The following is a 21,183-nucleotide window of genomic DNA, read 5'->3' as shown; positions in this document are numbered from 1 at the left end:
CCTTCCGGTCACTAAGCGGCCGTTTCGCTTCCCTGCAGAAAAAGGACGAGCGGCAACGCCCGCGAGTTTTTCTCAGGTGACCCATGGAGGAAAGTATATGTTGCTTTAACACTGTAAAGCAACATATACTTTCTTTAACGGTGAAAAGAACAACGGGTGCGAAAAAATGCACCCGTCTTTTATACTGCCATCACCTTCCATTACCTGCCATCACTGTTGAATGTAACGTAAAAACTAGCCGATAACCCCTTTTTTTCTCCATTCCTCCAGCTGCGAACGAGAAGCGCCGACTAACTCACTCAGTACTTCATCTGTATGCTCCCCATGTCCGGGCGGCGGTGTTGACCGGCTTACCAGCGTTTCATCTCCTGTATATCGCGTGGCCACATGTCGTGTCCCCCACTGTTCACGAATAAGCCCTCTTTCTTTAATATAAGGATGTCCGTACAGTTCTCCGACCTCCAGAACGGGAGCCAGGCAGCAATCTACTTCCAGAGAAAGCCGATCCCATTCGGCAAGGGGACGGCTGCGGAAAAGCTCCTTAATTTCCTGAAAAACCAGGTTATCCTCATGAGGCGCCGTGAGATGAGCCGGAATCCAATCTTCCCGATTTACCGCCCGGCAAAAATTCGTCCAGAACTTTGCTTCCAATGCAGCCAGACTTACAAATCGGCCGTCCCGGGTTTCATAAATATAATAAGAGATGATACGTTTATTTAAGGCGGGAACTCCATGCTGTTCCCCGGTTGCAGACTCAAGGAGAACATGATTTCCCATTAGTGTAATCAGGACATCAGCGAGCGAGATGTCTAGATAAGCACCCTGTCCGCTTCTCCCACGCTGTACAAGCGCTCCGAGAATCGCTTCACTTGCCGCGATTCCGCCGATTAAATCAGCAAACGTAATACTTGGGTGGATCGGTGTTCCAAAATGGTCTTTCATTTGGGAAAGCACACCGCTAAGCGCTACATAATTAAGGTCATGACTTGCCAGGTGGCTCATCATTCCATGCTGACCATACCCGGAAAGCGAACAATAGATAATATCAGGCCGTACCTGTTTGATTTGCTCGTAGCCGATGCCTAAGCGTTCAGCTACACCGGGGCGAAAACTTTCGATAACAATATCCGCCCGGCGAATCATCTCGCGCGCAATACGCTGTCCTTCCGCTTCCTTCAAATTAAGAACAATGCTTTTCTTCGAACGATTCTGAACTTGAAAAACATATCCGTCCCCGTTTCCGTCTTCCGTTGCTGAAAGCACGCGTGCCGGGTCACCTGCAGGAGATTCGACTTTAATCACCTCTGCTCCCATATCAGCCAGGCGGAGACTGGCATATGGTCCAGGCAAATATAATGAGAAATCGACTACCCGAATGCCATTTAACATGATTGCAATCATCCTTCCCATACAGCAATTAACCTACTACAAAAAGAAATTAGCTTTTTACCTAGAAAAATCCTTTTGATTTACTGTAAATGATAAATAACGTCTCACTTTCCCAATACTCCTTCATTTGTCGGCTTTATAATGTGGCATCATAAGCAGGCTTCATAATTCCCTATATAATCTGGCTCCATTGCTGGTAAAATGAAATTGCTAAACGATTGGAAATACTATATTCAGGGAACGGCTAAAAAAGCCCGGGAAATGCACACGGGAAATCGGTTCGGAAGTAACCGGATGCAATCCTGCAAGAATGGCAGAATAAGATTAAACCTTGACCCGATCGGAAAATACAGGGATAGAACGAACCAGCCAAACCGGTTGAACCGGCGAAACCACTGAAACAGCGCCCGGTTCATCAAAGCTTTATCATTAAAAACCTGGTACCAAAATTGTTTGCCCGGCTCATCTGGAATCGATGAAAACGGAGGTGCAGCGCGTGTTAGAAATAGTATACCGTGGAAACGATTGAGGGGGCCGGCCATATGAGCATGCAGAAAGCATCGGACAGGCTGCCCTTATTATTTTAAACTTTTAACACCCGCACGCATAACGCAGGAACCCTCCTACGCTTGTATAAAAAAAGGTAGTCTACTTTCGCTATCAATAATATAATATAGCGTGGTAGTGAAATTACTTAATAAGCGGAGGGTATTTATGCACTCATATTTAGTCGCCGTCATTCAGGGAATTGTCGAAGGATTGACGGAATTCTTGCCGGTGTCTTCTACAGGCCATATGATCCTAACGGGAAGCCTGCTGAATTTTACCGGGGAAAAAGCGGACACGTTTGAAATTGTCATTCAGCTTGGCGCCATTCTTGCCGTAGCCATTCTTTATTGGAAACGTATTTTAAACCTGTTTGGCATAGGCCGTGAACGCCGGCGTTTCGGCCCGCAGCTTAACCTGCTCCATATTATCATCGGTATGATACCGGCATCGATCATCGGGCTGCTGCTGCACAAATTTATTAAAACGCATTTATTTTCACCGAAAACGGTTCTCCTGAGTTTAATCGTCGGCGGTATTTTTATGATTTTTGCTGAACGGCGCAAAACATTTGTTACGGCTGAGACGGTGGATGATATTAGCTATGGACAGGCGTTTGGCATCGGTCTTTTCCAGGTTCTTTCTCTCTGGCCCGGGTTCTCCCGATCAGGAGCTACGATTGCGGGAGGTTTGCTCTTAGGAACATCGCATAAAGCGGTTGCCGACTTCTCGTTCATCATGGCGATTCCGATTATGCTTGCCGCCAGTGCCCTTGATTTGTATAAGAGTGCCGGAATTCTTACCACCAGCGATTTGGGTTTCTTCGCTGTTGGGTTTATTGTCGCTTTTATCGTTGCCCTAGCGGCCGTTGTTACATTCCTGCGGCTGCTTGAAAGAGTAAAACTGACTCCGTTTGCGATTTACCGCTTTATTTTAGCCGCCGTATTCTGGCTGTTTATCATGCGGTAAAAGGGGTATTTTACGGTGTTTTTTGATGACAAAAACCCGGAAATCGGTTGAATTTGGCCGAATCCGGGTTTTGTTATGCAGCCAGAGAATCCTCTGGCCTGTGTGTGCCGTTACTCTTTCATATAGTAAGCAACCGCAGCGATGCCGCCTTCCACGTTAACCACCTTATCGAAACCATTGGTAAGCAAATACTGCTGCACATGCCAGCTTCGCACCCCATGCGCACACATCACATAAATCGTTTTTTTCTTGTCCAATTGATCCAGATTCTCCGGAATATCCTTCATGGGAAGGTGAGTGGCATCTTCAAGATGGTATGCATCCCATTCATACGGCTCCCGCACGTCGAGAATGATGTCGTGTTTCAGCTCATTATCGTTATATTTTTGTGCAAACTCTTGAGGTGTAATTGATAAAGGTTCCATTAGTCATCTCCATTGAAAAAGTCTCCGAGCCCGCCAAGTATGCTGCCCTCTTCTTTCCGGCCACCACGTTGAGGCGCCGCTGCAAAAATGCGGTCTGCCAGGTGGCTGAACGCATTTTGTACAGGTTTATGCTCATAGCCCCTTATATCCTGTGGAGCAAGCGTTCCCATCCATACCAGATGGCAGCCGCAATCAGTACTAGCCGGATACCCTTATCCATCAGCCCATACATTCCCCTTGGAATACGAATCCCTATCCACTGTCGGTACGGCCACAGCAGCATCACCCGGCCTGTGACCATATCACCGATGATATGCGAGGCCATAGCTACTGCTACAATTCGGGCTATCCCGGGTGAGTACGACTTCAAAATGACGTACATGGCAGCCGTAAACAGCAGCGAATGGGTAAAGGTACGGTGTTGAAACTTACGGTGAACAAGGTAAGAGACAGGGCGCAGCCATTTTCCAATCTTCGTGCGTGGCTGGTCGATATCAGGCAAAAGGCCGGCAACCCCTCCTATTACAATCCCTATCCAATCAGGTGAGACCAGATAGCCGGCCATCGCACCTGCAATCATATGCGTAACTCCTAACATGATGTCGACTCCTTGCTGCTGTGTATAAACAAAGATAATTAGGTAAGATTGTAAATCTTACTGAATTTATCTTCCAAATAGGAAACGAGATATTTAGCGTTAAGTTCCTCGCCCGTTACCTTTTTGATCAACTCATTTGGCGTGTACAGTTTGCCGTACTGATGAATGTTCTCTTTAAGCCACTGCCGTATCGGCGCAAATTCGCCTTTTGCAATATTGCCGTAGAAGCCGGGCATTTCTTGTTTCAATGTATGCAAAATCTGAGCGGCATACAGATTCCCGAGAGAATAAGACGGGAAGTAGCCAAACCCGCCGAATGACCAGTGGACATCCTGCAGAACACCATGGGCATCGTCCGGCGGGGTGATGCCAAGATATTCCTGCATTTTCTCGTTCCAGATGCGCGGCAAATCTCTGACTTCCATTTCCCCAGCCATTAAGCCCTTCTCGATTTCATACCGAATCATAATGTGCAGGTTATACGTAAGTTCATCCGCTTCCGTCCGAATAAAGGAAGGTTCCACCGCATTGATCGCCCGGTGGAAATCTTCCACAGGCAGCAAGCCAAACGGTTCGGGAAAATACGACTGCAGGTCTGCATAGAAAAACTTCCAGAATTCAAAGCTCCTGCCCACCATATTCTCCAGAAACCGGGATTGGGATTCATGGACGCCCATCGATGCTCCTTCACGTATGACCGTTCCCTCGTATTCCGGATTAATCCCCTGCTCATAAAGCGCATGCCCGCATTCGTGGATCGTACTTAAAATTGCGCTGAACACATTGTTTTCAAGGTAGTGCGTAGTAATGCGAACATCGCCTGTGTTTATCGTCTGGGAGAATGGGTGGGCACTTTCGTCTAATCTGCCTGCGTCCATATCAAACCCGAGTTTAGGGAGGACATGTAAACTAAATTCCCTTTGCTTTTCAGGGGCAAAACGACCTTCCAACGCCTCCGTTTTTGGCCGGTTGCCTGCTTTTTGAATCCGCTGGAGCAGTCGGATGGTGCTTTCCCGCAAGCTGGCAAACAGCGGGTCCAGCTTCTCCACCGTTAAACCGGGTTCATAATCATCGAGCAAGGCGTTATAGGGATGGCCTTCATATCCGTAACACTCGATAAACTTCCTCATCGTGCTTACGATTTTTTCAAGCGTCGGCTGGTAGTGGGCGAAATCATTGTTCGCCTTGGCATTTTCCCATACACTGTGAGCATCGGACGTTAAAATAATAAACTCTTTGTATAAATCCGGGGGAATCTTTTTAAACTTGCTGTACGCATGTTTACGTTCCCGCACACAGGCGCGCGTGACTTCATCCAGCTGGTCATATACTTCGGGAGATGACAGTGTTTCAAGACAGCGGCCCATTTCCTCTGATACCGTAATGTTGAACAGTTCCTGGGAAAGCGTCCCTTTTGCTTTAGAGAAAAGTTCCCTTCCTTTTTTGGGAGCCCCTGTCTGAAGATCCCAGCCCATTAAGCCTAATATATCGGTATAATGAGAAATTTTCTGGTCGAGTTCTTTAAATTGCTGAACTGACTTTTGCACCGAATCACTTAAATGTGTCATAGCAGCCATTAATCAAGCTCCTTTTCGTATTTTTATGTAAAAAATCATCTTCTCTTTTTTATATATTTCTCCCTACGATTATTATTTACTATTGTTTCACCAGGGGCAACACGAAAGCTTCTCTGCCAAAATTCCATTTTACCTTCACCTGAACGGCATCGTTTTTCATATCCATACACTTTGTACAGGTAAAATCCTGGGCAAGCGTTCCATTCTCACTTAACAAAGGGACATATCCTTTCACATCATCGCCCAGCCCTCTGAGTTCATACGATACGTGTTTAACAGGGTCAGAATCAGTTTTATAGTAAATTAACGTTAATTTTCCGGTCCCTTGTTTGGCGGCTTTATTCTTCGTTATGGTCAGAATTCCTTTCCAGCTGTCTCCCTGGCCATTATACGTAATCGTATTCTTGTTCGGACTGCACCCGTTCAAACTGGCAAATAAGGCTAATACTATCAAAAGAATGAAACGCTTTCCGTATTGCATCGCTTTCACCCCGTTAATGTTAAAGTCACATTGGGGAAATTATAGAGCGAGTCACGAAAAAAGTCCAGCATTTGGCATGCCGGACTGTGATATTAATCAAATAAGCTTTCTGTTAGTTTGCCCGTCTGGTCAGGAAGGGCGCTTCCCACCGATAGTTTGGCGCGCATATCCTGGTTCAGCTTATCCATGATTGAAATGTAATTTTTCCCGGATGAAATCATCCGGCTGTTCGATTCTTCAGAAGCCTGGATCGCCGCATATAAATCATTGCAGGCGGTTTGGATTTTATCAATCGCAATTGAGGGCTTCTCCAGCAGGGCATTCGTTCGTTCCGTATTCGAGCGAAGAGAAGCGGCATTTGACAGCATAATCTCCTCGATTCCTTCATTTACTTTCTGTACCGCATTAATCACTTTCTCCTGATGCCCTAACGCCACCTGAATGGAAGCGGAGACGGTTACGACATTCTGCATCATCGTAAGAGCATTGAAAACGGCCTCATCCAGTTTTTCATTGTTTTCGATGATGAGATCGATGGAGGCGATCGACTGCTGCAGCAGATTGACCATTTGGGTCATATTTTTAACCCTGGTCACGACTTTTTGCATCGCTTTCTCAATCAGGGTTTTATTGTCCGCATAGGCAGGTGTCAGGCTCTCGGCCTCCAGCATTTCTAACAGTTTTTTGCCGAAATACGTCCGCTTTTCGAGTTCATAAATTTTATCTATGGCGATATTCTTAATCTGGCGCAATTCCACAATATCTTCCTGGAGCTGGTCCCGGCCGCGCAGCAGTGATTCATTAATGGCAGCGATTTGTTTTTCAACCGACTCATATTTACGGATATACGCCTGAATCGGGTTTTTTCCTAGAAGGCGGGAGACAAAATTCCCCCTCGCTCCTTTGCTCGGGTTTAATTCGTCGACACAGCTCCGTAATTTCAAAAGAGTGTTGGACACCTCGCTGTTTTTATCCGACATTAATTCCTTGACAGGACGCTTAAGAATTTCCAGCGACTGGCCGGCCTCACGCTGCGTTGTTTCGCCCAGACTTCCTAATTGAAGCACAAGCTTCTCCACTTCTGTCTGGTTTTTGTCGGACATTTTCTGTACGACCGTTTCCGCTTCCCGATGAATTTTTTGTATATCTTCCTCTTTTATCAGTGTCATTGGCTCGTTCATCCTACCCTCTCCTTATCTGGTCCTTTTCATCTAATCTTTTCATCAGAATGGTAACGATGGGCAATAAGGGTCGCCTTTCGATCCAGCTCATATAGGTCGCTCTGTTCCACATCGGAAAAAATCTCGCTTATTTTTTCGTCTATGTTTTTTAAACTCGTTAAGATAAGTCGCCTGTTTTTGATTTTATTTTCCCCGGTTAAGCGAAGAAACGGGTTGATCACACTGGATAAGTCTGTTGTAACCAGGCGCTTAACCACATGGTTTAATTCAATGCTGTTTATCTCTTCTACGTAAGGCAGCATTGTTTGAATGCGGGAAACGAGACGCAGGGTTTTATCCGTAATCTCATTATCAAGATTTTGTTTATTATTTTCAATGATAACCTTGTCCCGGAGCGAATCAAGCGACTGCATCACTTCTTTCGCATAGTCCGACACTGGCTCGACGACTGACTGCCCGCTTTCACTTCCAATCAAAGCATGCTGAGAAGATGCCGTCTGGAAGAGAACATCATCTCCCTGGATGAATTCCTGCACAGAACGGGGCTGCCGCCGGGAACGATTCATTTTCTTATATCCCCAGGCAAATCCGGCAAATGTAAAAGCAGGCGCGATAGCAAGGGAAAGAAAGTCGGGAAGAAACGGGGTCGACAGGAGAGCAATGACATACCCTGCGACGGCTCCAACAAATGTCTTCGCGCCAATTTCCGACTTCAAGGCTGTTTTGAACAAATTTCCCATAAGGCTTGTCCTCCCTTACCGTTTCAAGTCTTATGCAGACTTTATCGATATTTATCATTTACATTTTATCACATATGTAAAAGCGCGCGTTACTTTTTCCCTCCGCACCGCGACTGATTTTTTCGGAATACATGTAAAATTATCCCGAGTAAATTACCATTATTTAATAATGGAGATAACTCTATCCTCTCTATTACAATTAAGGTAAGGGAGGGGAAAAAATGTCTAAGAAATACGCCGCCGTTTTAATGACCGTTTTGCTGCTCGTCTTAATGCTTCCGGGTATGTCTTTTGCAGATTCAACTTCGTCAGCATCAGTGACGATTGACGGCAAACCATTGCAAACGCAGAGTTTTGTGCAGGGGAATACGGTAATGGTTCCTGCCGTCCTGTTTATCAACACAGGAACCGTTGTAGGATGGAGCACAAAGTATCAAGCGGTTACGTTTCAACGTAACGGTATGATTATCGCAATGCCATCAGGAAAAAAATACGCCGATGTTTACACGAACAAAACGGGTACCTGGACTCGCGACTATGTTTCTACCACGACAACTGACCGCCGGGATGGTACATACGTTCCGATGCGTTATGTAGCGGAAAAACTGGGAATGAAGGTTACATATAATTCCGCATCTCAGACCGGTTCTGTGCAAACCAAGACTGCGGCAGTGCCAAAGGATGATAATGTGTACTGGCTTTACCAGCTGACCGAAGCGGAAGCTGGCGGAGAATCCCATGCCGGAAAAGTAGCGGTTGCCGCTTCCGTGCTGAATCGGGTAAAAAGCCCGGACTGGCCCAAGACGATCAAGGGAGTCATTTTCCAGGTATACCACATCAACGGAACGGATTACTACCAGTATTCCACCGTACAGGACAAACGAATTTACAACGTAACACCTTCTGCCGACACGATCGCGGCTGTTAATGACGCGTTACAAGGTTCGGATCCGAGCAACCATGCCGTCATTTTCTACAATCCAAGCCAAACCTCGAACCAATGGGTTCGCAGCCATGCGGTAACGGCCACAATTGGTCACCATGTATTTGCAAAATAAAGAAAAAATACGCCGCAAAAAACCGGAGGGTGAAATGGCAAGCCATCACCCTCCGGTTTTCCCTTATAATATTTTGCTTAAAAATGAACGTGTACGCTCTTCCCTGGCGCTTCCGAATATTTCTTCCGGTGTTCCTTCTTCTACAATCGTACCGTGATCCATAAAAATAACCCGGTCGCCTACCTCTTTCGCGAAGCCCATCTCGTGGGTAACCACACACATGGTCATCCCTTCTTTAGCAAGGTCTTTCATAACCTGAAGCACTTCGCCAACCATTTCAGGGTCTAGCGCAGATGTCGGTTCATCAAACAGCATCACTTCCGGCTTCATCGCAAGCGCTCTGGCAATCGCAACCCGCTGCTGCTGGCCGCCCGACAACTGATCCGGATAGCTGTTTTCTTTTGCGGCAAGTCCGACTTTTTTCAGGAGTTCTCTCGCAAGCTTTTCACTTTCTTCTTTTGAAACGCCGAGAACTTTACGGGGGCCGATTGTAATGTTTTCCATTACCGTAAGATGGTGAAACAGATTAAACCGCTGGAACACCATCCCTACACGCTGCCGCATCTTTGTAATATTTGTTTTTGGGTCGGTTAATTCAATGTCATCAATGATAATTTGGCCAGCCGTTGGTTTTTCCAGGAAGTTGAGGCAGCGGAGAAATGTGCTCTTTCCGCTCCCGGATGGGCCAATAACAACGACTACTTCCTGGGGATGTATATCAATACTCACATCTTTCAATACTTCCAGGGATCCAAATGATTTTTTGAGATTCTTAACGCTGATCAATTTGAAATCTCCTTTCCAAATACCTGGCAATTTGAGTCAGGGCAAAAATAAAAACAAAGTAGAGGAAGGCAATGGCTGTGTATATTTGGAAAGCCTGAAACGTTTGGGCGATAATAATCTGTCCGGTATAAATTAATTCACCAACCGAGATGGCGGATAACAGAGACGTATCTTTTATCGTTTGAGCAAATTGATTCACAAGCGGAGGAATCATGCGTTTAAACGCCTGAGGCAGGATGATATAAAACATCGTCTGGAAGCCGGTCATTCCGATACTTTCAGCGGCTTCCTTTTGGCCGCGGTCAACAGACAGAATCCCTGCTCGGATAATTTCCGTAATGTAAGCTCCTTCATTAAGCGCAAGCGCCGTGGTCGCAGCTATTAACAAATACGATTCCCCGAACCATTGATGAAGGGGAAGCACAACAGGCAGTCCGGAATAAATAAATAAGATCTGGATAAGAAGCGGCGTTCCACGAAAGATTTCTACATACATATTGCTGATTAAGCGAAACAAAGAAAAGCGCGACAGTTTCATAAAAGCGGCAACGAGGCCAACAATGGAGGCAAACAATACGCCTAATATCGAATATTCGATGGTAAATCCAAGACCATGCAGCAACTGGGGCATAGCATCTCTAATGGCTTGTATGATGTCCATAATTCAACTACCTTTCTTACTCGTACAGTAATGATGGCATAGCAGCCATACGCATGCTATGCCATCACCATTTTCAAATGTACAAAGATTATTTATCGTGTAAAGCAACAGTAGCCGGGTCAACTGTCGTTGTCACAATACCGTTTTTGTCATCACCAAAGTACTGTTTGTACAGTTTTGCATATTCCCCGTTATCCTGAAGTTTCTTGAATCCTTCATTTACTTTCTTGAGAAGGTCAGGATTGTCTTTGCGAACCGCAATACCATAATATTCCCCGGTTAAAAGTCCGCCCACCGTTTTTACATCAGGATGCGATTTCATGAAGTTAAGGTTAACCGGATGGTCGAATACAACCGCTTGTGCGCCGCCGTTTTCTAATTGGTTGTAGGCGTCGTCAATGTTATCGAATTGTTGGACTTTAACACCGCCAACTTTATTCAGAATATCAACGGATGACGTTGCTTTCTTAGTTGCTACTGTTTTTCCTTTCAGGTCATTGAGGCCATTTACAGATGAATCCGATTTTTTCACCAGGATGCTTAAGCCGGATTTGTAGTAAGCGTTGGAGAAATTAACAACTTTTTCACGGCTTGTTTTAATCGTAATACCTGCTACGGCAATATCCACCTGATCTGCCTGGAGAGCGGGGATAAGACCGGAGAAGTTCATCGTTCTCATATTGACCTTTAAGTTCTCTTCTTTGGCAATTGCATTGATTAAATCGATATCAAACCCGGTTACTTTTCCGTTCATTTGAGTTTCAAACGGCGGGAATGTTGTATCCGCTGCCACGTTGATGGTTTGACCCTGGGAAGAGCCGGAATTATTGGCTGCGCTGCCCGCACTCGATGAACCTGGAGCTGAATTCGTGCTGCAGCCAACCAATGTGGCCCCTAACAGAACGGCACTGAGTAAGTATTTCGTAGTTCCCTTCATATGTCTTAACCCCCTATAATCTTTTTGTTAACGTACCGTTACAGAGTTAACAAATTTGTAACAAATAAAATTATATCAAAAAGGGTTGCAACAAGAAACAAAAATCGCCAATTTCACGATTTTAAAACAGTAGTAAAGGGCGGGTCGTCCGAATAAGATGGAACATGCCACTCTTTTACCGATAATTATTTCTCAGGGAGGATAACGATGGACTCTCTTCTGCCCTTGTTCTGGATACTATTCCTGTCCTTTTTATTTCAAATGCTCACGACTAAACTGCCTTGGCTGCGCATTCCTTCGGTCATTGCTTATATTTTGTTCGGCATGATAATCGGAAATGGAGAGTTCCGGCTGTTTCAACCGCAAAACTTGCAGTGGTTGAACGGAATCAGCCAGTTTGGCCTTCTCTATTTACTGTTTTTGTCCGGTATGGAGGTGGACATACGGATATTTAAACGCACGCGTCTTCCCGGGGAACATGCAGCGGCTGACTACCCGAATCCGCTTTTTCTCGGTCTCGTCCTATTTTTATGTACATTGGTATTATCGTATGTTCTGTCTGTCATGATGAAATCACTTGACAGCACGATTCAACCCTGGATGATGATGCTTGTCTTATCGACAACCTCGCTAGGCATCGTGCTTCCGGTTTTAAAAGAATTAGATTTGCAGCGTACGCGTTACGGGCAAAGTATACTCGTTGCAGCGTTACTCGCCGACCTTATTACAATGCTTTTTATCTCTATTGTCGCTGATATGTATCAAATGGGTTTTACCTGGCGCAAGCTATCGGTCGGCCTTTTACTTCCGTTCATTATGCTGAGCTACGTCGCCATCTCCCGTTTTCAGCGCACCCGTATCTGGCGGGATTGGTTTCGTTCCGATTCGATTGCGAAAATGCAAGCTGTCTTCGCCCTGCTTGGGTTATTCGGGGTGATAACGGATTTTACCGGCTCGGAACCAATGCTGGGAAGCTTTCTGGCAGGGATCCTGCTGTCCTTCTTCCAAATGAACGAGAATAACCGATTACGCCAGCAGTTAGAGTCCGTAGGATATAGCTTCATCATTCCGATATTTTTCGTCATGGTCGGGTTTCATTTTCACCTGGGAACGCTGGAAAACTCGCCAAATGTTTGGGTTTGGATTCCCTTCTTGCTTTTGTCCGCGTACGCCGTAAAAGTGCTTCCCATGCTATGGTTTGCCCGCTCATTCGGCAGCCGCGCTGTCTTAGCCGGTGGATTTCTGCTGTCTTCGAGGATGACTCTCGTGATCGTTGCCTCATCCATTGGTGTACACCTGGGCACTATTCCCCCGGAAATTGATCAAGCCCTGCTCGTCGTCGCCATTATTACCAGCACCCTATCCCCTATTTTATTTACAATGGTATACAGGCGGGGGCCGACAAAAAGTTAACAAACAATTAAAAGACCGATTACAGATGCTGCACCAGCAGGCAAGTAATCGGATTACCATGGGAAGCTGCCGTTAGGTCTGTACGGTTTATCTTTCAGCGCCTGCAGCCTCGATCGCCACTGCCCGGACAGGCGAACCATCGGCACCAATAATGCGGAGAGGAAAGACACAAATTAAAGGTTCGTCAAAATCAATGCCCGCAAAATTGGTCAGGTTCTCTGCAATAATCCCATTAACCGCCCCCACCGCTTCATGGACAGGGAATGAAGTTCCGCCCGTAAAATCCATATTGATACAGTCAATACAGAAGGTTCGAATCCCTCTGCGGATCATTTCGTTTATCACTTCAATATGGACGTATGGATGGTTAAAATATTTTTCTTCCCCGGCATACCTGGACCACCCTGTATGAAAGAGTACAACCTTTCCCGCTTGCAGTTGATCCAAATACGGTTCCACATCCTCCATCACGATTTCTTCCCGCTCCCCTTTATCAAGAACGGGAATGACGATTCCTGTGCCAATAAACAGCCGCAGATCTGATTGGTCGATCGTTTCCCCTTCGTTTAAAAAATGGTAGGGAGCGTCTACATGGGAACCTGTCTGCGATCCCAGATGAACATGCTTTAGATTGTAGCCTTCATTCTCTAATGTGGTGGCTACGCTGATGTTCGGCTCAGGATCTCCGGGATAAATGGGAGTTTGGTTGGTTAACGGCAGCGATAAATCCACTATTTTTTTCGCTCTAAACATAAAAAAACGCCTCTCTTTCCGCTTCCCTCTCGGGTAGTCTTGTCTATCTCTGTTTCTAGCAAAAAGGAGGCCAAATATGGCAGGATAGATAAGCGCGTTTATTGAACGGCTTTCCCTATCTAAAAACCCCCAACGGCAAAATTTGCGAGGGGGGCCTTGCTTTTTTTGAATAAATTTTTATTCAATGGTGAATCCGGTAATTCAATACTGAAGCAGGGCAATTCAACACGTCCGCTATTTCTTCCTGCTTAACTTCGCTTATAAACCAATATCTCTATGAGCCAAGAATACAATTTCCTCCGGACAGCACCCTTCCGTAGACACCAGACATGCAAGGTACTCCCGATCGAGACAGTAATGCTTCACGTTCCACTTAACTGTGTGGGAGGAATGAGGCTCCGCTTTAAGATCTGTTATTGTCTCCAGCAATCCGACCCCCACCGTTTTAGCGAGAGCTTCTTTTTCCGTCCACCGTTCATAAAAAAAGTGGAGCTGGTTTTCCGCGGGTTGCCGGAACAGCCGCCTGCATTCATCGTCGGAAAAACAGTACGCGGCAGCCGAAAGATCAATCGGCTCGATTCTTTCCACATCAATGCCTACCCTGCCCGAATTCGCAACGGCGCAAAGAATCCATGCTCCCGAGTGGCTGAGATTAAAATCTCCCCCCCATGCCGGTTCCGAGCAAAGATAAGGGCGTCCCATGTTGTCCCGTTTTATTTGTACAGGATGCTTTTTATCAAAATAACGTTCAAGGATCGCACTGGTCATTTTACTTGCCAGCAGTGTTCTCTGCCGGTCTTCCGGGTTCTTATACTGCAAAATGCGCTCCTGTTCTTCGGGGGACAGCTCATTCATATATTTTTTCATTTGAAAGTCTGAAAACGGCTCTCCAAAAGCACTCGCAAAAAGTTGAATCATCGGTTCGGTTATTTTCAACAGCTTTATACCAGTACTTTTTCATGCCCGTTTGCTGCCGGAAAATATCTGGTCTTGACCGCATAGTTTACGAGCAGCTGAAGCAGTTGACGGTCGGGTTTCGCGCAGCTGATGCCCGTTCCCCTGAGGAATTTTTCTGTCTCGTTACAGGTATAGCGATATTCCGAATCCTTCGCTCCGTCTCCATCCAGCTGCGCCATCGCCAGCTGCAGCGCTTCCTCACGCCCGGTATCGTGATTTGACAGGAATAACCATTGTTGATAACGGTCGGCTTCCATCAGCTGTATGTCATACCCGAACGATTGCAATATCCGGATAAACTCGTCATACAGAAGCTGCTGCGGGTTGCAAATGTGGAACGTCCGCCCTTCCATATCGGATTGATGCACCAGGTTTACAATCGCCCGGCTCGCGTAATCGATTGGCGTTACGTCGACGTACCAATTGGCGGAAGGAGCCGCTCCCAGCAGCAGCGCCGCTTTTATCATCCGGTAAAACGCGTTGCTTTCCATGTTGCGCTGAAATAACCCCGTTTCAGAGTGGCAGGTTAAATTGCCCGCCCGATAAATGGTCGCCGGCACGCCGGTACGCATCGCTTCGCGAACCAGCTTCTCCGCCTGGAGCTTGCTGTTTGTATATCCGTTTTCCAGCGTCACATCATACGTAAAGTCGCCCGTTTGAGCAAAATCACCCCACTGCCCGCTTTCCGCGAGTTCTTCCGGTACGCTTATCGTGGAGATGTGGTGAAAATGAACACCTTTTTTATGACGGGCGATGTCCAGCAGAAACGAGGTTCCCCGGGTGTTAACCTTATCAAACTGGGCGGAGTCGCCGAAATGGCGAACATCGGCGCCGCTGTGAATAATCGTGTCAATCACCTTGTGCAGGTGGAACGTTATTGCCGGCGATAGACCCAGATCAGCTTTCCCTAAATCCCCCTCAACGATAACAGCCCGGTCTTCCAGCCTTTTTGCGCCTTCCCCGCCAAAGTAAAAGCGCATCGTATCCGTAAGGCGTTCTTCCCCGGAAATTCCCTCTGAACTTCGAACAAGGCAGTAAACCGTTGCCGAAGTTTGCAGTAAAAGCTCATATAAGATATGGGCCCCAAGATAACCGGTCGCTCCTGTGAGCAGAATATTTTCCGGCTTGCTCCCGGAAGAGACAGCTCCTGTTATTCGTGCAGGTTCCGCAAGGTCTCGCACTTTCCATTCCCCGGAAGCCAGATTGGCATTCGAAATCGTCTCACCCGCCGTCTGTACTTTCTGTGATTCCTGCGGTTCCCGCTTCTCAGCATACTCGGCCAGTTCGGCGACGGTACGGTAGCGGAAAAAGTCCTGGATTTTTAAATGGGGAAAAGAAGGCTTTACCAGTACGAGAATGCGCAGAACCTTCAGCGAATGCCCGCCAATCATAAAGAAGTCGTCATAAATGCCTACTTTTTTCACACCAAGGACTTTTTCCCAGGCTTCTGCTATCAGCTTCTCCGTCGCATTTCGGGGAGGCGCATAGCTTTCCTGCGGCATCGCCGACTCTATTTCTCTGGCTGCCAGACCTTTCCGGTCAATTTTACCGGTCGGGGAAAGAGGCATAGCTGCCAGGTGGATGATTTGTTCGGGGACCATGTAGCCCGGCAGCGAACCGGCAAGAAAGTCCCGAATTTCTCTCCCGTGAAGAGGCTGCTTGTCCACCGTCGTATAATAAGCAATCAGGCGATTGTTTCCGTCCTGCGCTTTCTGTGCAATGACCGCCGCCTCCTGCACTTCTTCCCGCCCGGCCAATACCTCTTCGATTTCACCCGGTTCAATGCGGTGCCCGCGAATTTTCACCTGCGTATCTTTACGGCTGATAAATTCAATATTTCCATCCGCGAGCAAGCGGACAAGGTCGCCTGTTTTATAGAGACGTGCCCCCGGCATAGTAGAAAATGGGTGGGGTATAAACGCTTCAGCTGTTTTTTCTGGCTGATTCAGATAGCCCTGCGCCAACCCCTCGCCTCCGATATACAGCTCACCGGGTACATGAACCGGACAAAGCTGCCCTGCGCTGTCGAGGATGTACATTTCATAATTTTGCACCGGCCTTCCTATCGGTATACCGTTCTGTGTATCCGGTACAAGATGGCTAATTTTATACGAGGTAGACATGATCGTACATTCTGTCGGCCCATACGCATTGATAATCGTAATGTTGGTCCCAAACCGTTTTTGCCAGAGGCGGACCATGGAACCGGTTAATGCTTCTCCCCCTACAACGATGCGTTTTACGGAAGCGAGTTTTTTACAGTCTTCGTCGGACAAATACGAAGCCAATTGATTAAAGAAAGCGGTAGGAAGGGCTAAAACCCCGGTCACCTTTATTTCTTCGATGATATTGGTGAATTCTTCGATGGAAACGCGCTGTGAAGGCGACAGCAAATGCAGCCTTGCCCCGGAAAATAAAGCGGAAAACGTCTCGCACACCGAGGGATCAAAGCTAAACGAAGTGAACTGGGTAAAAATGTCATACTCCTGGCAATCATAATACCGTATCGCATAATCAATCTGATTGACAACACTCCGGTGGGAAAGCAGCGTTCCCTTCGGGCGGCCGGTTGAGCCAGACGTATAAATAACGTAGGCAAAGTCATCCGGTGTGAGACCGCTTGTCACGTTATCTGCGGAATAATGTTCACACTCACCGTCATCCACACAAAGTATCTTTTCAACGCACGCATTGCCCGCGATTAGTTCCACTGCTTTTTCTTCATGCTGTCTTTTCGTCACGACATGGGATATCCTGCTATCCTGGATCATATACCTTGCACGGTCTTCCGGATATTCAGGGTCAATCGGAACATACACTCCGCCGGCTTTCATAATACCGAGTAAGCTAACGACAGTGTCCAAGCTTCGTTCCATAAAAACCCCTATAAAATCGCCTTTTTTCAGGCCATAAAATTGCAGCCTGTGCGCCAGTTGATTGGAACGTTTGTTTACGTCCTCGTATGTCATCCGGCCATCCTCAGCAGACAGGGCGATATTGTTTGGGTGCTTGTCCGCCGCCAGGTAAAACAGGCCAGGTAGAGTTTGTGTGGCAGGAAAATCTGCACGGGAATGATTTAACTCCTTGTAAAGGAGATGTTCCTGTTCCGTTAAGATGTCAAACGTCCGGAATAAAAAAGACGCGTCTTCTATGAATGCCTTGAGTATTTTTTTATACTGCTTGATAAACCGATACACTGACTCGGCTTTAAACACCGTTTTATTGAATGTAAGTTTAAATTTCAGCTGCTCCCCATCGTCCCGCACCTGCCAGATAAGGTCCGCAGGATCGGCGATTCTTTCCTCCGTCAAGGAAAAGATGGTCGAATACACAGGGGGCCGGCCGGCATCCTTATCCGGATTGAGCTTGTCCGCTAGTTCATCAAATGCGTAATCGCTATAATGCGCGGCTTCAGTTACCCGCTGGCTTACGAGAGAAAGAGCCTCGTCTATCCTGTTCAGCCCCGCCATCGAAACACGCAGAGGAATGAGAGTCACCTCACCTGTCTTTTTGTATCCTGTGGAGGGAATGCCTATAATCATGTCTTCTTCATTCGTCAACCGGTACATCCATACAAAGTAGGCGGTGAGCAGCAGGGTATTTACATTTATCCCCTTATCCCGGCAGACCTTTTTTATCTGGTAAAGAAAGCTTTTGTCGGGGGCATCGCTAATGCATTGTCCCGCGAACTCATATACAGGCGAACGGGAAAAATCGAGCGGAAATTCCATGACAGGCAAAGGCGGCGCCATATGTGTCAGCCAGTACTGCTCTGCCGTAGCCGAATACGTTCCGGATTTTTCATTAGGATGTATGTTCATCTTCAAATTTCTCCTCTGCTTTCTAAGAAGTGTTTTCACATAGCCTGCAAAATTTATAATTTGAATTGATGAATCGCCTGCTGCAGTTCCTCAACCAGTTCACGGAGCAACTGGGCTTCACTGTGAATTTCTTTCATGGAAGACAACTGTTTCATTGAAGAAGCCGCCACAGCCTGTGTACTGTCAGACGAACTCCTGGCAATCTGTTCGATTTCTTCTACAGATGCCGTCACTTCCTGTGAGCTTGCCGCCATTTCCTGTGAAGTCGATGAAACGTCCCGGATTTGATCGGAAATATTTTCGATCGACTTCTGAATCTGACAAAACGCATTTTCCGCGTGCTGTACAACGTCCAACCCGGCCTGTACCTCTTCTACGACCTGATTCATCGCGGTTATCGAATGCGAAGTGTCTCCTTGAATTTCCTGGACAAGATCGGCAATCTGTCGTGCTGATTCTTCCGATTGTTCCGCAAGCTTCCGCACTTCATCCGCAACGACGGCAAACCCTCTTCCTTGTTCTCCGGCACGCGCCGCTTCAATCGCGGCATTCAATGCCAACAGGTTCGTCTGTGAAGCGATTCCGGCGATAATTTCAACAATCTGCACAATTTCCTGGGAGCGGTTTCCAAGCGATTGGACGATGGAGGCCGATTTATTGACCGATTTGCTGATCGAATCCATCTGCTGAACCGCTTTTTGCGTAGACTGGTTTCCTCTCTGCGCCTCCTCCGCTGTTGTAATGGAGGCTTCCGATACCGCAACAGACGTCTCCGCAATACGCTGAATTCCTATTGCCAATTCTTCAATGGATTGTGCACTGCTGGACGCACTGCTTACCTGCACCTCGGTTCCACTCGCAATTTCTTGAATGGAGGCGGAAATTTGATTCGTTTCCAACGTTGTTTCTTCAATGTAGGACGATAAATTGGTGGATAAATGCGAAACCTGGCTTGAAACGCTTGTTACCTTCTGGATAATGCCCCGCAGACTATTGACCATAGTAGCAAAATTCCTGCTGAGGGTACCGATTTCGTCCTCTGTTTTCACCTCTGTGAGCTCTATCTCCAAGTTGCCGTCTGCTACTTTTCGGGATACTTCTGACAAATAAACGATCGGCTTCACCATTTTCTTAATAAAAGCATACAGAACGACTCCAAAAATAACGATGAACAGCAGAGTGAAATAAAAGATATTGAGAGCTTCCGCCCATGCCTTCCGGGTTACTGAAGATACGTCGTAATCCACGGCATACACAGCAAGCACCGTGCCATTTTCATCGAGTATAGGAGCAAATCCGGTTTTATACTGTCCGAAGGCATCCCCGTAAATCGCTGTTGCCTGAACTTTTTTCTCTTCAAACGCTCTCTTTACCGCAGCGATCATATCCGGGGATAAGCCTGCTTTTACCATGTCGGTATCATACTTGGCCCCTGTTTTTAAAACACTCGTACTCATTGTAGGCGCATAGTACGAGCCGTTCTTTGACGTAATTATGTATAAATTGCTGATAATTGCGGATTGGCCCATCATCTTATCCATGTTCTTCGTGGCTTCAAGGACGTCCGGGTTTTTATCGTTCGGCTCGTTCATAATCGACTTTAATTTATCACGATTGATCTGCTCGGCCAGAATGGTAGAAGTGTCATTCAACTGTTTATCCATGCTTTTCAGGTTGCTGTTTTTCAGCATAAAATAAGCCAGCGTCATCGTTGATAAACCAAAAAGAAGCAAAATCGCGAGTGAAATAGAAACAAGTTTAGCAGTAACAGACATTTTAAGCTTTTTCTTTTTCATTTTTTACTCTCCTTAGATTTGTTCTTGTTTGTAATTAAACGGCTCTCTTTTTGTTGATAAACATCTCCTGAAAATCATTCGGCAGTCCTTCTCCTCCCTTCCTGTTCAGCTTTGGGAGCAAATAAAAACAACTTCCAAGGCACTGCAACAAAGCAACCGGAAGTTGTTTTTTACGTGCAACTTGGCAACCATAGCAGCGAACTGCTTTAGGCCCATAGCTTTGCGTCCCTGCCTTTCGACAGGTTTGCCAAATATGTTTTTTTAGGAAGAAAGAAGCGAATCCTTTATACCAATCACCTCTTTTATTTTACATTTTTTCAAAATCATTTCCACTATAAAAATTTCAATGTGCCAATATGTTACATTGAATGACAAAAGAGGACAGCAAATGACGATGAATGCAACAGCAGTCTTCATGGAACAGTGGGTGGGCTTCCTCCGCTGTGTTATCATAAAAGAAAAAACAAACAAATATGAGGTATAGACAATGAAAACACGATGCGGATGGGCAACCAACGACCCCCTCTATATTGAATATCATGATGCGGAGTGGGGAGTGCCGGTTCACGACGATCAAAAATTGTTTGAAATGCTGATATTGGAAGGTGTGCAGGCGGGGTTAAGCTGGATTACCGTTTTGAAAAAAAGAGAGAATTACCGAAAGGCATTTGATAACTTTGATGCTAGAAAAATTGCGGCTTATGACGAGCATAAGATTCAAGAACTGCTGAATAACGAAGGGATTATTCGAAATCGGATAAAAATAAACGCCGCGATAGGCAACGCGCAGTCTTTCCTCCGTGTCCAGGATGAGTTTGGCAGTTTTGACCGCTATATTTGGGAATTCGTCGGGGGCACACCGCTGTTGAATCATTGGAGCAGCCTGGCGGAAGTGCCTGCCAGTACACCCATGTCGGATCAAATGAGCAAAGCTTTAAAAAAACGAGGATTTAAATTCGTCGGCAGCACCATCTGTTACTCTTTCATGCAGGCTACCGGGATGGTGAGTGATCATGTTATGGAGTGTTTTCGATATAAGGAGTTGAATAAGACAAATACAAAGTAAGAACATACACAACTGTTCTTTGAGGCCCT

Annotated in this window: 20 protein-coding genes and 1 riboswitch; of the genes, 4 read left to right on the top strand and 16 right to left on the bottom strand. The window is 46.4% G+C overall.

What is annotated here, in order from left to right; all coding sequences use genetic code 11:
- Nucleotides 1-234 precede the first annotated feature (234 nt).
- Together H525_RS0107720 and H525_RS29400 are read right to left on the bottom strand one after the other, a co-directional pair.
- On the bottom strand, nucleotides 235-1,389 hold the full coding sequence (locus tag H525_RS0107720) for a CaiB/BaiF CoA transferase family protein (protein ID WP_027415734.1): 1,155 nt from the start codon (nucleotides 1,387-1,389) through the stop codon (nucleotides 235-237).
- A 233-nt stretch (nucleotides 1,390-1,622) separates the two neighbouring features.
- Nucleotides 1,623-1,931 (bottom strand): hypothetical protein, encoded by a 309-nt coding sequence (locus H525_RS29400; RefSeq protein ID WP_027415733.1) that lies wholly within the window; start codon nucleotides 1,929-1,931, stop codon nucleotides 1,623-1,625.
- 172 nt (nucleotides 1,932-2,103) lie between these two features.
- On the opposite strand from H525_RS29400, the gene bacA reads away from it, so the two are divergent.
- Nucleotides 2,104-2,904: an undecaprenyl-diphosphate phosphatase gene (gene bacA, locus H525_RS0107710; RefSeq protein ID WP_027415732.1), complete on the top strand. Its 801-nt coding sequence runs from the start codon at nucleotides 2,104-2,106 to the stop codon at nucleotides 2,902-2,904.
- Between the two features lie 110 nt (nucleotides 2,905-3,014).
- Here bacA and H525_RS0107705 read toward each other — a convergent pair whose 3' ends face one another.
- The 7 genes from H525_RS0107705 to H525_RS0107680 all read right to left on the bottom strand — a co-directional run bounded on the left by H525_RS0107705 (nucleotide 3,015) and on the right by H525_RS0107680 (nucleotide 7,906).
- Entirely contained in the window at nucleotides 3,015-3,329 is a 315-nt protein-coding gene (locus H525_RS0107705; protein ID WP_027415731.1) for a rhodanese-like domain-containing protein, read from the bottom strand.
- A complete protein-coding gene (locus H525_RS29395) occupies nucleotides 3,329-3,499 on the bottom strand; it encodes a hypothetical protein (protein WP_425387662.1) in 171 nt (56 codons plus the stop codon). The genes H525_RS0107705 and H525_RS29395 overlap by 1 nt, the downstream gene beginning before the upstream one ends.
- Complete coding sequence (locus H525_RS23265; protein ID WP_051330891.1) at nucleotides 3,472-3,927, bottom strand: metal-dependent hydrolase; 456 nt, start codon at nucleotides 3,925-3,927, stop codon at nucleotides 3,472-3,474. The genes H525_RS29395 and H525_RS23265 overlap by 28 nt, the downstream gene beginning before the upstream one ends.
- A gap of 38 nt (nucleotides 3,928-3,965) precedes the next feature.
- The gene (locus H525_RS0107695) at nucleotides 3,966-5,504 is read right to left on the bottom strand and encodes a carboxypeptidase M32 (protein WP_027415730.1); all 1,539 of its coding nucleotides are present in this window, start codon (nucleotides 5,502-5,504) and stop codon (nucleotides 3,966-3,968) included.
- Nucleotides 5,505-5,583: 79 nt separating this feature from the next.
- On the bottom strand, nucleotides 5,584-5,985 hold the full coding sequence (locus tag H525_RS0107690) for a hypothetical protein (RefSeq protein WP_027415729.1): 402 nt from the start codon (nucleotides 5,983-5,985) through the stop codon (nucleotides 5,584-5,586).
- Nucleotides 5,986-6,077: 92 nt separating this feature from the next.
- A complete protein-coding gene (locus H525_RS23260; protein ID WP_051330890.1) occupies nucleotides 6,078-7,166 on the bottom strand; it encodes a toxic anion resistance protein in 1,089 nt (362 codons plus the stop codon).
- 26 nt (nucleotides 7,167-7,192) lie between these two features.
- A complete protein-coding gene (locus H525_RS0107680; RefSeq protein ID WP_051330889.1) occupies nucleotides 7,193-7,906 on the bottom strand; it encodes a hypothetical protein in 714 nt (237 codons plus the stop codon).
- Nucleotides 7,907-8,127: 221 nt separating this feature from the next.
- Here H525_RS0107680 and H525_RS25465 point away from each other — a divergent pair, with 221 nt between their 5' ends.
- Nucleotides 8,128-8,964: a cell wall hydrolase gene (locus tag H525_RS25465; protein WP_051330888.1), complete on the top strand. Its 837-nt coding sequence runs from the start codon at nucleotides 8,128-8,130 to the stop codon at nucleotides 8,962-8,964.
- A gap of 63 nt (nucleotides 8,965-9,027) precedes the next feature.
- On the opposite strand, the gene H525_RS0107670 is transcribed toward H525_RS25465, so the two are convergent.
- The 3 genes from H525_RS0107670 to H525_RS23250 form a co-directional block, all read right to left on the bottom strand.
- Nucleotides 9,028-9,750: an amino acid ABC transporter ATP-binding protein gene (locus tag H525_RS0107670; protein ID WP_027415727.1), complete on the bottom strand. Its 723-nt coding sequence runs from the start codon at nucleotides 9,748-9,750 to the stop codon at nucleotides 9,028-9,030.
- The gene (locus tag H525_RS0107665; RefSeq protein ID WP_027415726.1) at nucleotides 9,737-10,411 is read right to left on the bottom strand and encodes an amino acid ABC transporter permease; all 675 of its coding nucleotides are present in this window, start codon (nucleotides 10,409-10,411) and stop codon (nucleotides 9,737-9,739) included. The genes H525_RS0107670 and H525_RS0107665 overlap by 14 nt, the downstream gene beginning before the upstream one ends.
- Nucleotides 10,412-10,499: 88 nt before the next feature.
- Nucleotides 10,500-11,348, bottom strand: coding sequence for a basic amino acid ABC transporter substrate-binding protein (locus tag H525_RS23250; protein WP_051330887.1), 849 nt, complete (start codon nucleotides 11,346-11,348; stop codon nucleotides 10,500-10,502).
- 207 nt (nucleotides 11,349-11,555) lie between these two features.
- Between H525_RS23250 and H525_RS0107655 the strand changes: the two genes are divergently transcribed.
- On the top strand, nucleotides 11,556-12,761 hold the full coding sequence (locus H525_RS0107655; protein ID WP_027415725.1) for a cation:proton antiporter: 1,206 nt from the start codon (nucleotides 11,556-11,558) through the stop codon (nucleotides 12,759-12,761).
- Between the two features lie 87 nt (nucleotides 12,762-12,848).
- Here the strand turns inward: H525_RS0107655 and H525_RS0107650 are convergent, their stop codons facing one another.
- The 4 genes from H525_RS0107650 to H525_RS0107635 all read right to left on the bottom strand — a co-directional run bounded on the left by H525_RS0107650 (nucleotide 12,849) and on the right by H525_RS0107635 (nucleotide 20,088).
- Nucleotides 12,849-13,514, bottom strand: a complete 666-nt coding sequence (locus tag H525_RS0107650; protein WP_027415724.1) for a cyclase family protein — start codon at nucleotides 13,512-13,514, stop codon at nucleotides 12,849-12,851.
- Nucleotides 13,515-13,772: 258 nt separating this feature from the next.
- On the bottom strand, nucleotides 13,773-14,450 hold the full coding sequence (locus H525_RS23245; RefSeq protein ID WP_051330886.1) for a 4'-phosphopantetheinyl transferase family protein: 678 nt from the start codon (nucleotides 14,448-14,450) through the stop codon (nucleotides 13,773-13,775).
- Nucleotides 14,451-14,455: 5 nt separating this feature from the next.
- Nucleotides 14,456-18,292, bottom strand: a complete 3,837-nt coding sequence (locus tag H525_RS0107640; RefSeq protein ID WP_051330885.1) for a non-ribosomal peptide synthetase family protein — start codon at nucleotides 18,290-18,292, stop codon at nucleotides 14,456-14,458.
- A gap of 53 nt (nucleotides 18,293-18,345) precedes the next feature.
- Complete coding sequence (locus H525_RS0107635) at nucleotides 18,346-20,088, bottom strand: methyl-accepting chemotaxis protein (protein ID WP_027415722.1); 1,743 nt, start codon at nucleotides 20,086-20,088, stop codon at nucleotides 18,346-18,348.
- Nucleotides 20,089-20,260: 172 nt separating this feature from the next.
- Nucleotides 20,261-20,347: riboswitch (cyclic di-GMP riboswitch) on the bottom strand.
- Between the two features lie 228 nt (nucleotides 20,348-20,575).
- On the opposite strand from H525_RS0107635, the gene H525_RS0107625 reads away from it, so the two are divergent.
- Nucleotides 20,576-21,154: a DNA-3-methyladenine glycosylase I gene (locus tag H525_RS0107625; RefSeq protein WP_027415721.1), complete on the top strand. Its 579-nt coding sequence runs from the start codon at nucleotides 20,576-20,578 to the stop codon at nucleotides 21,152-21,154.
- Nucleotides 21,155-21,183: the final 29 nt, after the last annotated feature.

Origin of the sequence: Aneurinibacillus terranovensis DSM 18919, from assembly GCF_000430625.1 — a bacterium.
Lineage (GTDB): Bacteria > Bacillota > Bacilli > Aneurinibacillales > Aneurinibacillaceae > Aneurinibacillus_B > Aneurinibacillus_B terranovensis.
The sequence above is the reverse complement of the archived record's forward strand: the minus strand, read 5'-3'. Positions and strand labels throughout refer to the sequence as shown.

Excerpts from the sequence above, each read along its gene's own strand:
- H525_RS0107720 (WP_027415734.1), bottom strand. The coding sequence starts at position 1,389 with ATGTTAAATGGCATTCGGGTAGTCGATTTCTCATTATATTTGCCTGGA.
- H525_RS29400 (WP_027415733.1), bottom strand. The coding sequence starts at position 1,931 with ATGGCCGGCCCCCTCAATCGTTTCCACGGTATACTATTTCTAACACGC.
- bacA (WP_027415732.1), top strand. The coding sequence starts at position 2,104 with ATGCACTCATATTTAGTCGCCGTCATTCAGGGAATTGTCGAAGGATTG.
- H525_RS0107705 (WP_027415731.1), bottom strand. The coding sequence starts at position 3,329 with ATGGAACCTTTATCAATTACACCTCAAGAGTTTGCACAAAAATATAAC.
- H525_RS29395 (WP_425387662.1), bottom strand. The coding sequence starts at position 3,499 with ATGGGAACGCTTGCTCCACAGGATATAAGGGGCTATGAGCATAAACCT.
- H525_RS23265 (WP_051330891.1), bottom strand. The coding sequence starts at position 3,927 with ATGTTAGGAGTTACGCATATGATTGCAGGTGCGATGGCCGGCTATCTG.
- H525_RS0107695 (WP_027415730.1), bottom strand. The coding sequence starts at position 5,504 with ATGGCTGCTATGACACATTTAAGTGATTCGGTGCAAAAGTCAGTTCAG.
- H525_RS0107690 (WP_027415729.1), bottom strand. The coding sequence starts at position 5,985 with ATGCAATACGGAAAGCGTTTCATTCTTTTGATAGTATTAGCCTTATTT.
- H525_RS23260 (WP_051330890.1), bottom strand. The coding sequence starts at position 7,166 with ATGAACGAGCCAATGACACTGATAAAAGAGGAAGATATACAAAAAATT.
- H525_RS0107680 (WP_051330889.1), bottom strand. The coding sequence starts at position 7,906 with ATGGGAAATTTGTTCAAAACAGCCTTGAAGTCGGAAATTGGCGCGAAG.
- H525_RS25465 (WP_051330888.1), top strand. The coding sequence starts at position 8,128 with ATGTCTAAGAAATACGCCGCCGTTTTAATGACCGTTTTGCTGCTCGTC.
- H525_RS0107665 (WP_027415726.1), bottom strand. The coding sequence starts at position 10,411 with ATGGACATCATACAAGCCATTAGAGATGCTATGCCCCAGTTGCTGCAT.
- H525_RS23250 (WP_051330887.1), bottom strand. The coding sequence starts at position 11,348 with ATGAAGGGAACTACGAAATACTTACTCAGTGCCGTTCTGTTAGGGGCC.
- H525_RS0107655 (WP_027415725.1), top strand. The coding sequence starts at position 11,556 with ATGGACTCTCTTCTGCCCTTGTTCTGGATACTATTCCTGTCCTTTTTA.
- H525_RS0107650 (WP_027415724.1), bottom strand. The coding sequence starts at position 13,514 with ATGTTTAGAGCGAAAAAAATAGTGGATTTATCGCTGCCGTTAACCAAC.
- H525_RS0107640 (WP_051330885.1), bottom strand. The coding sequence starts at position 18,292 with ATGAACATACATCCTAATGAAAAATCCGGAACGTATTCGGCTACGGCA.
- H525_RS0107635 (WP_027415722.1), bottom strand. The coding sequence starts at position 20,088 with ATGAAAAAGAAAAAGCTTAAAATGTCTGTTACTGCTAAACTTGTTTCT.
- H525_RS0107625 (WP_027415721.1), top strand. The coding sequence starts at position 20,576 with ATGAAAACACGATGCGGATGGGCAACCAACGACCCCCTCTATATTGAA.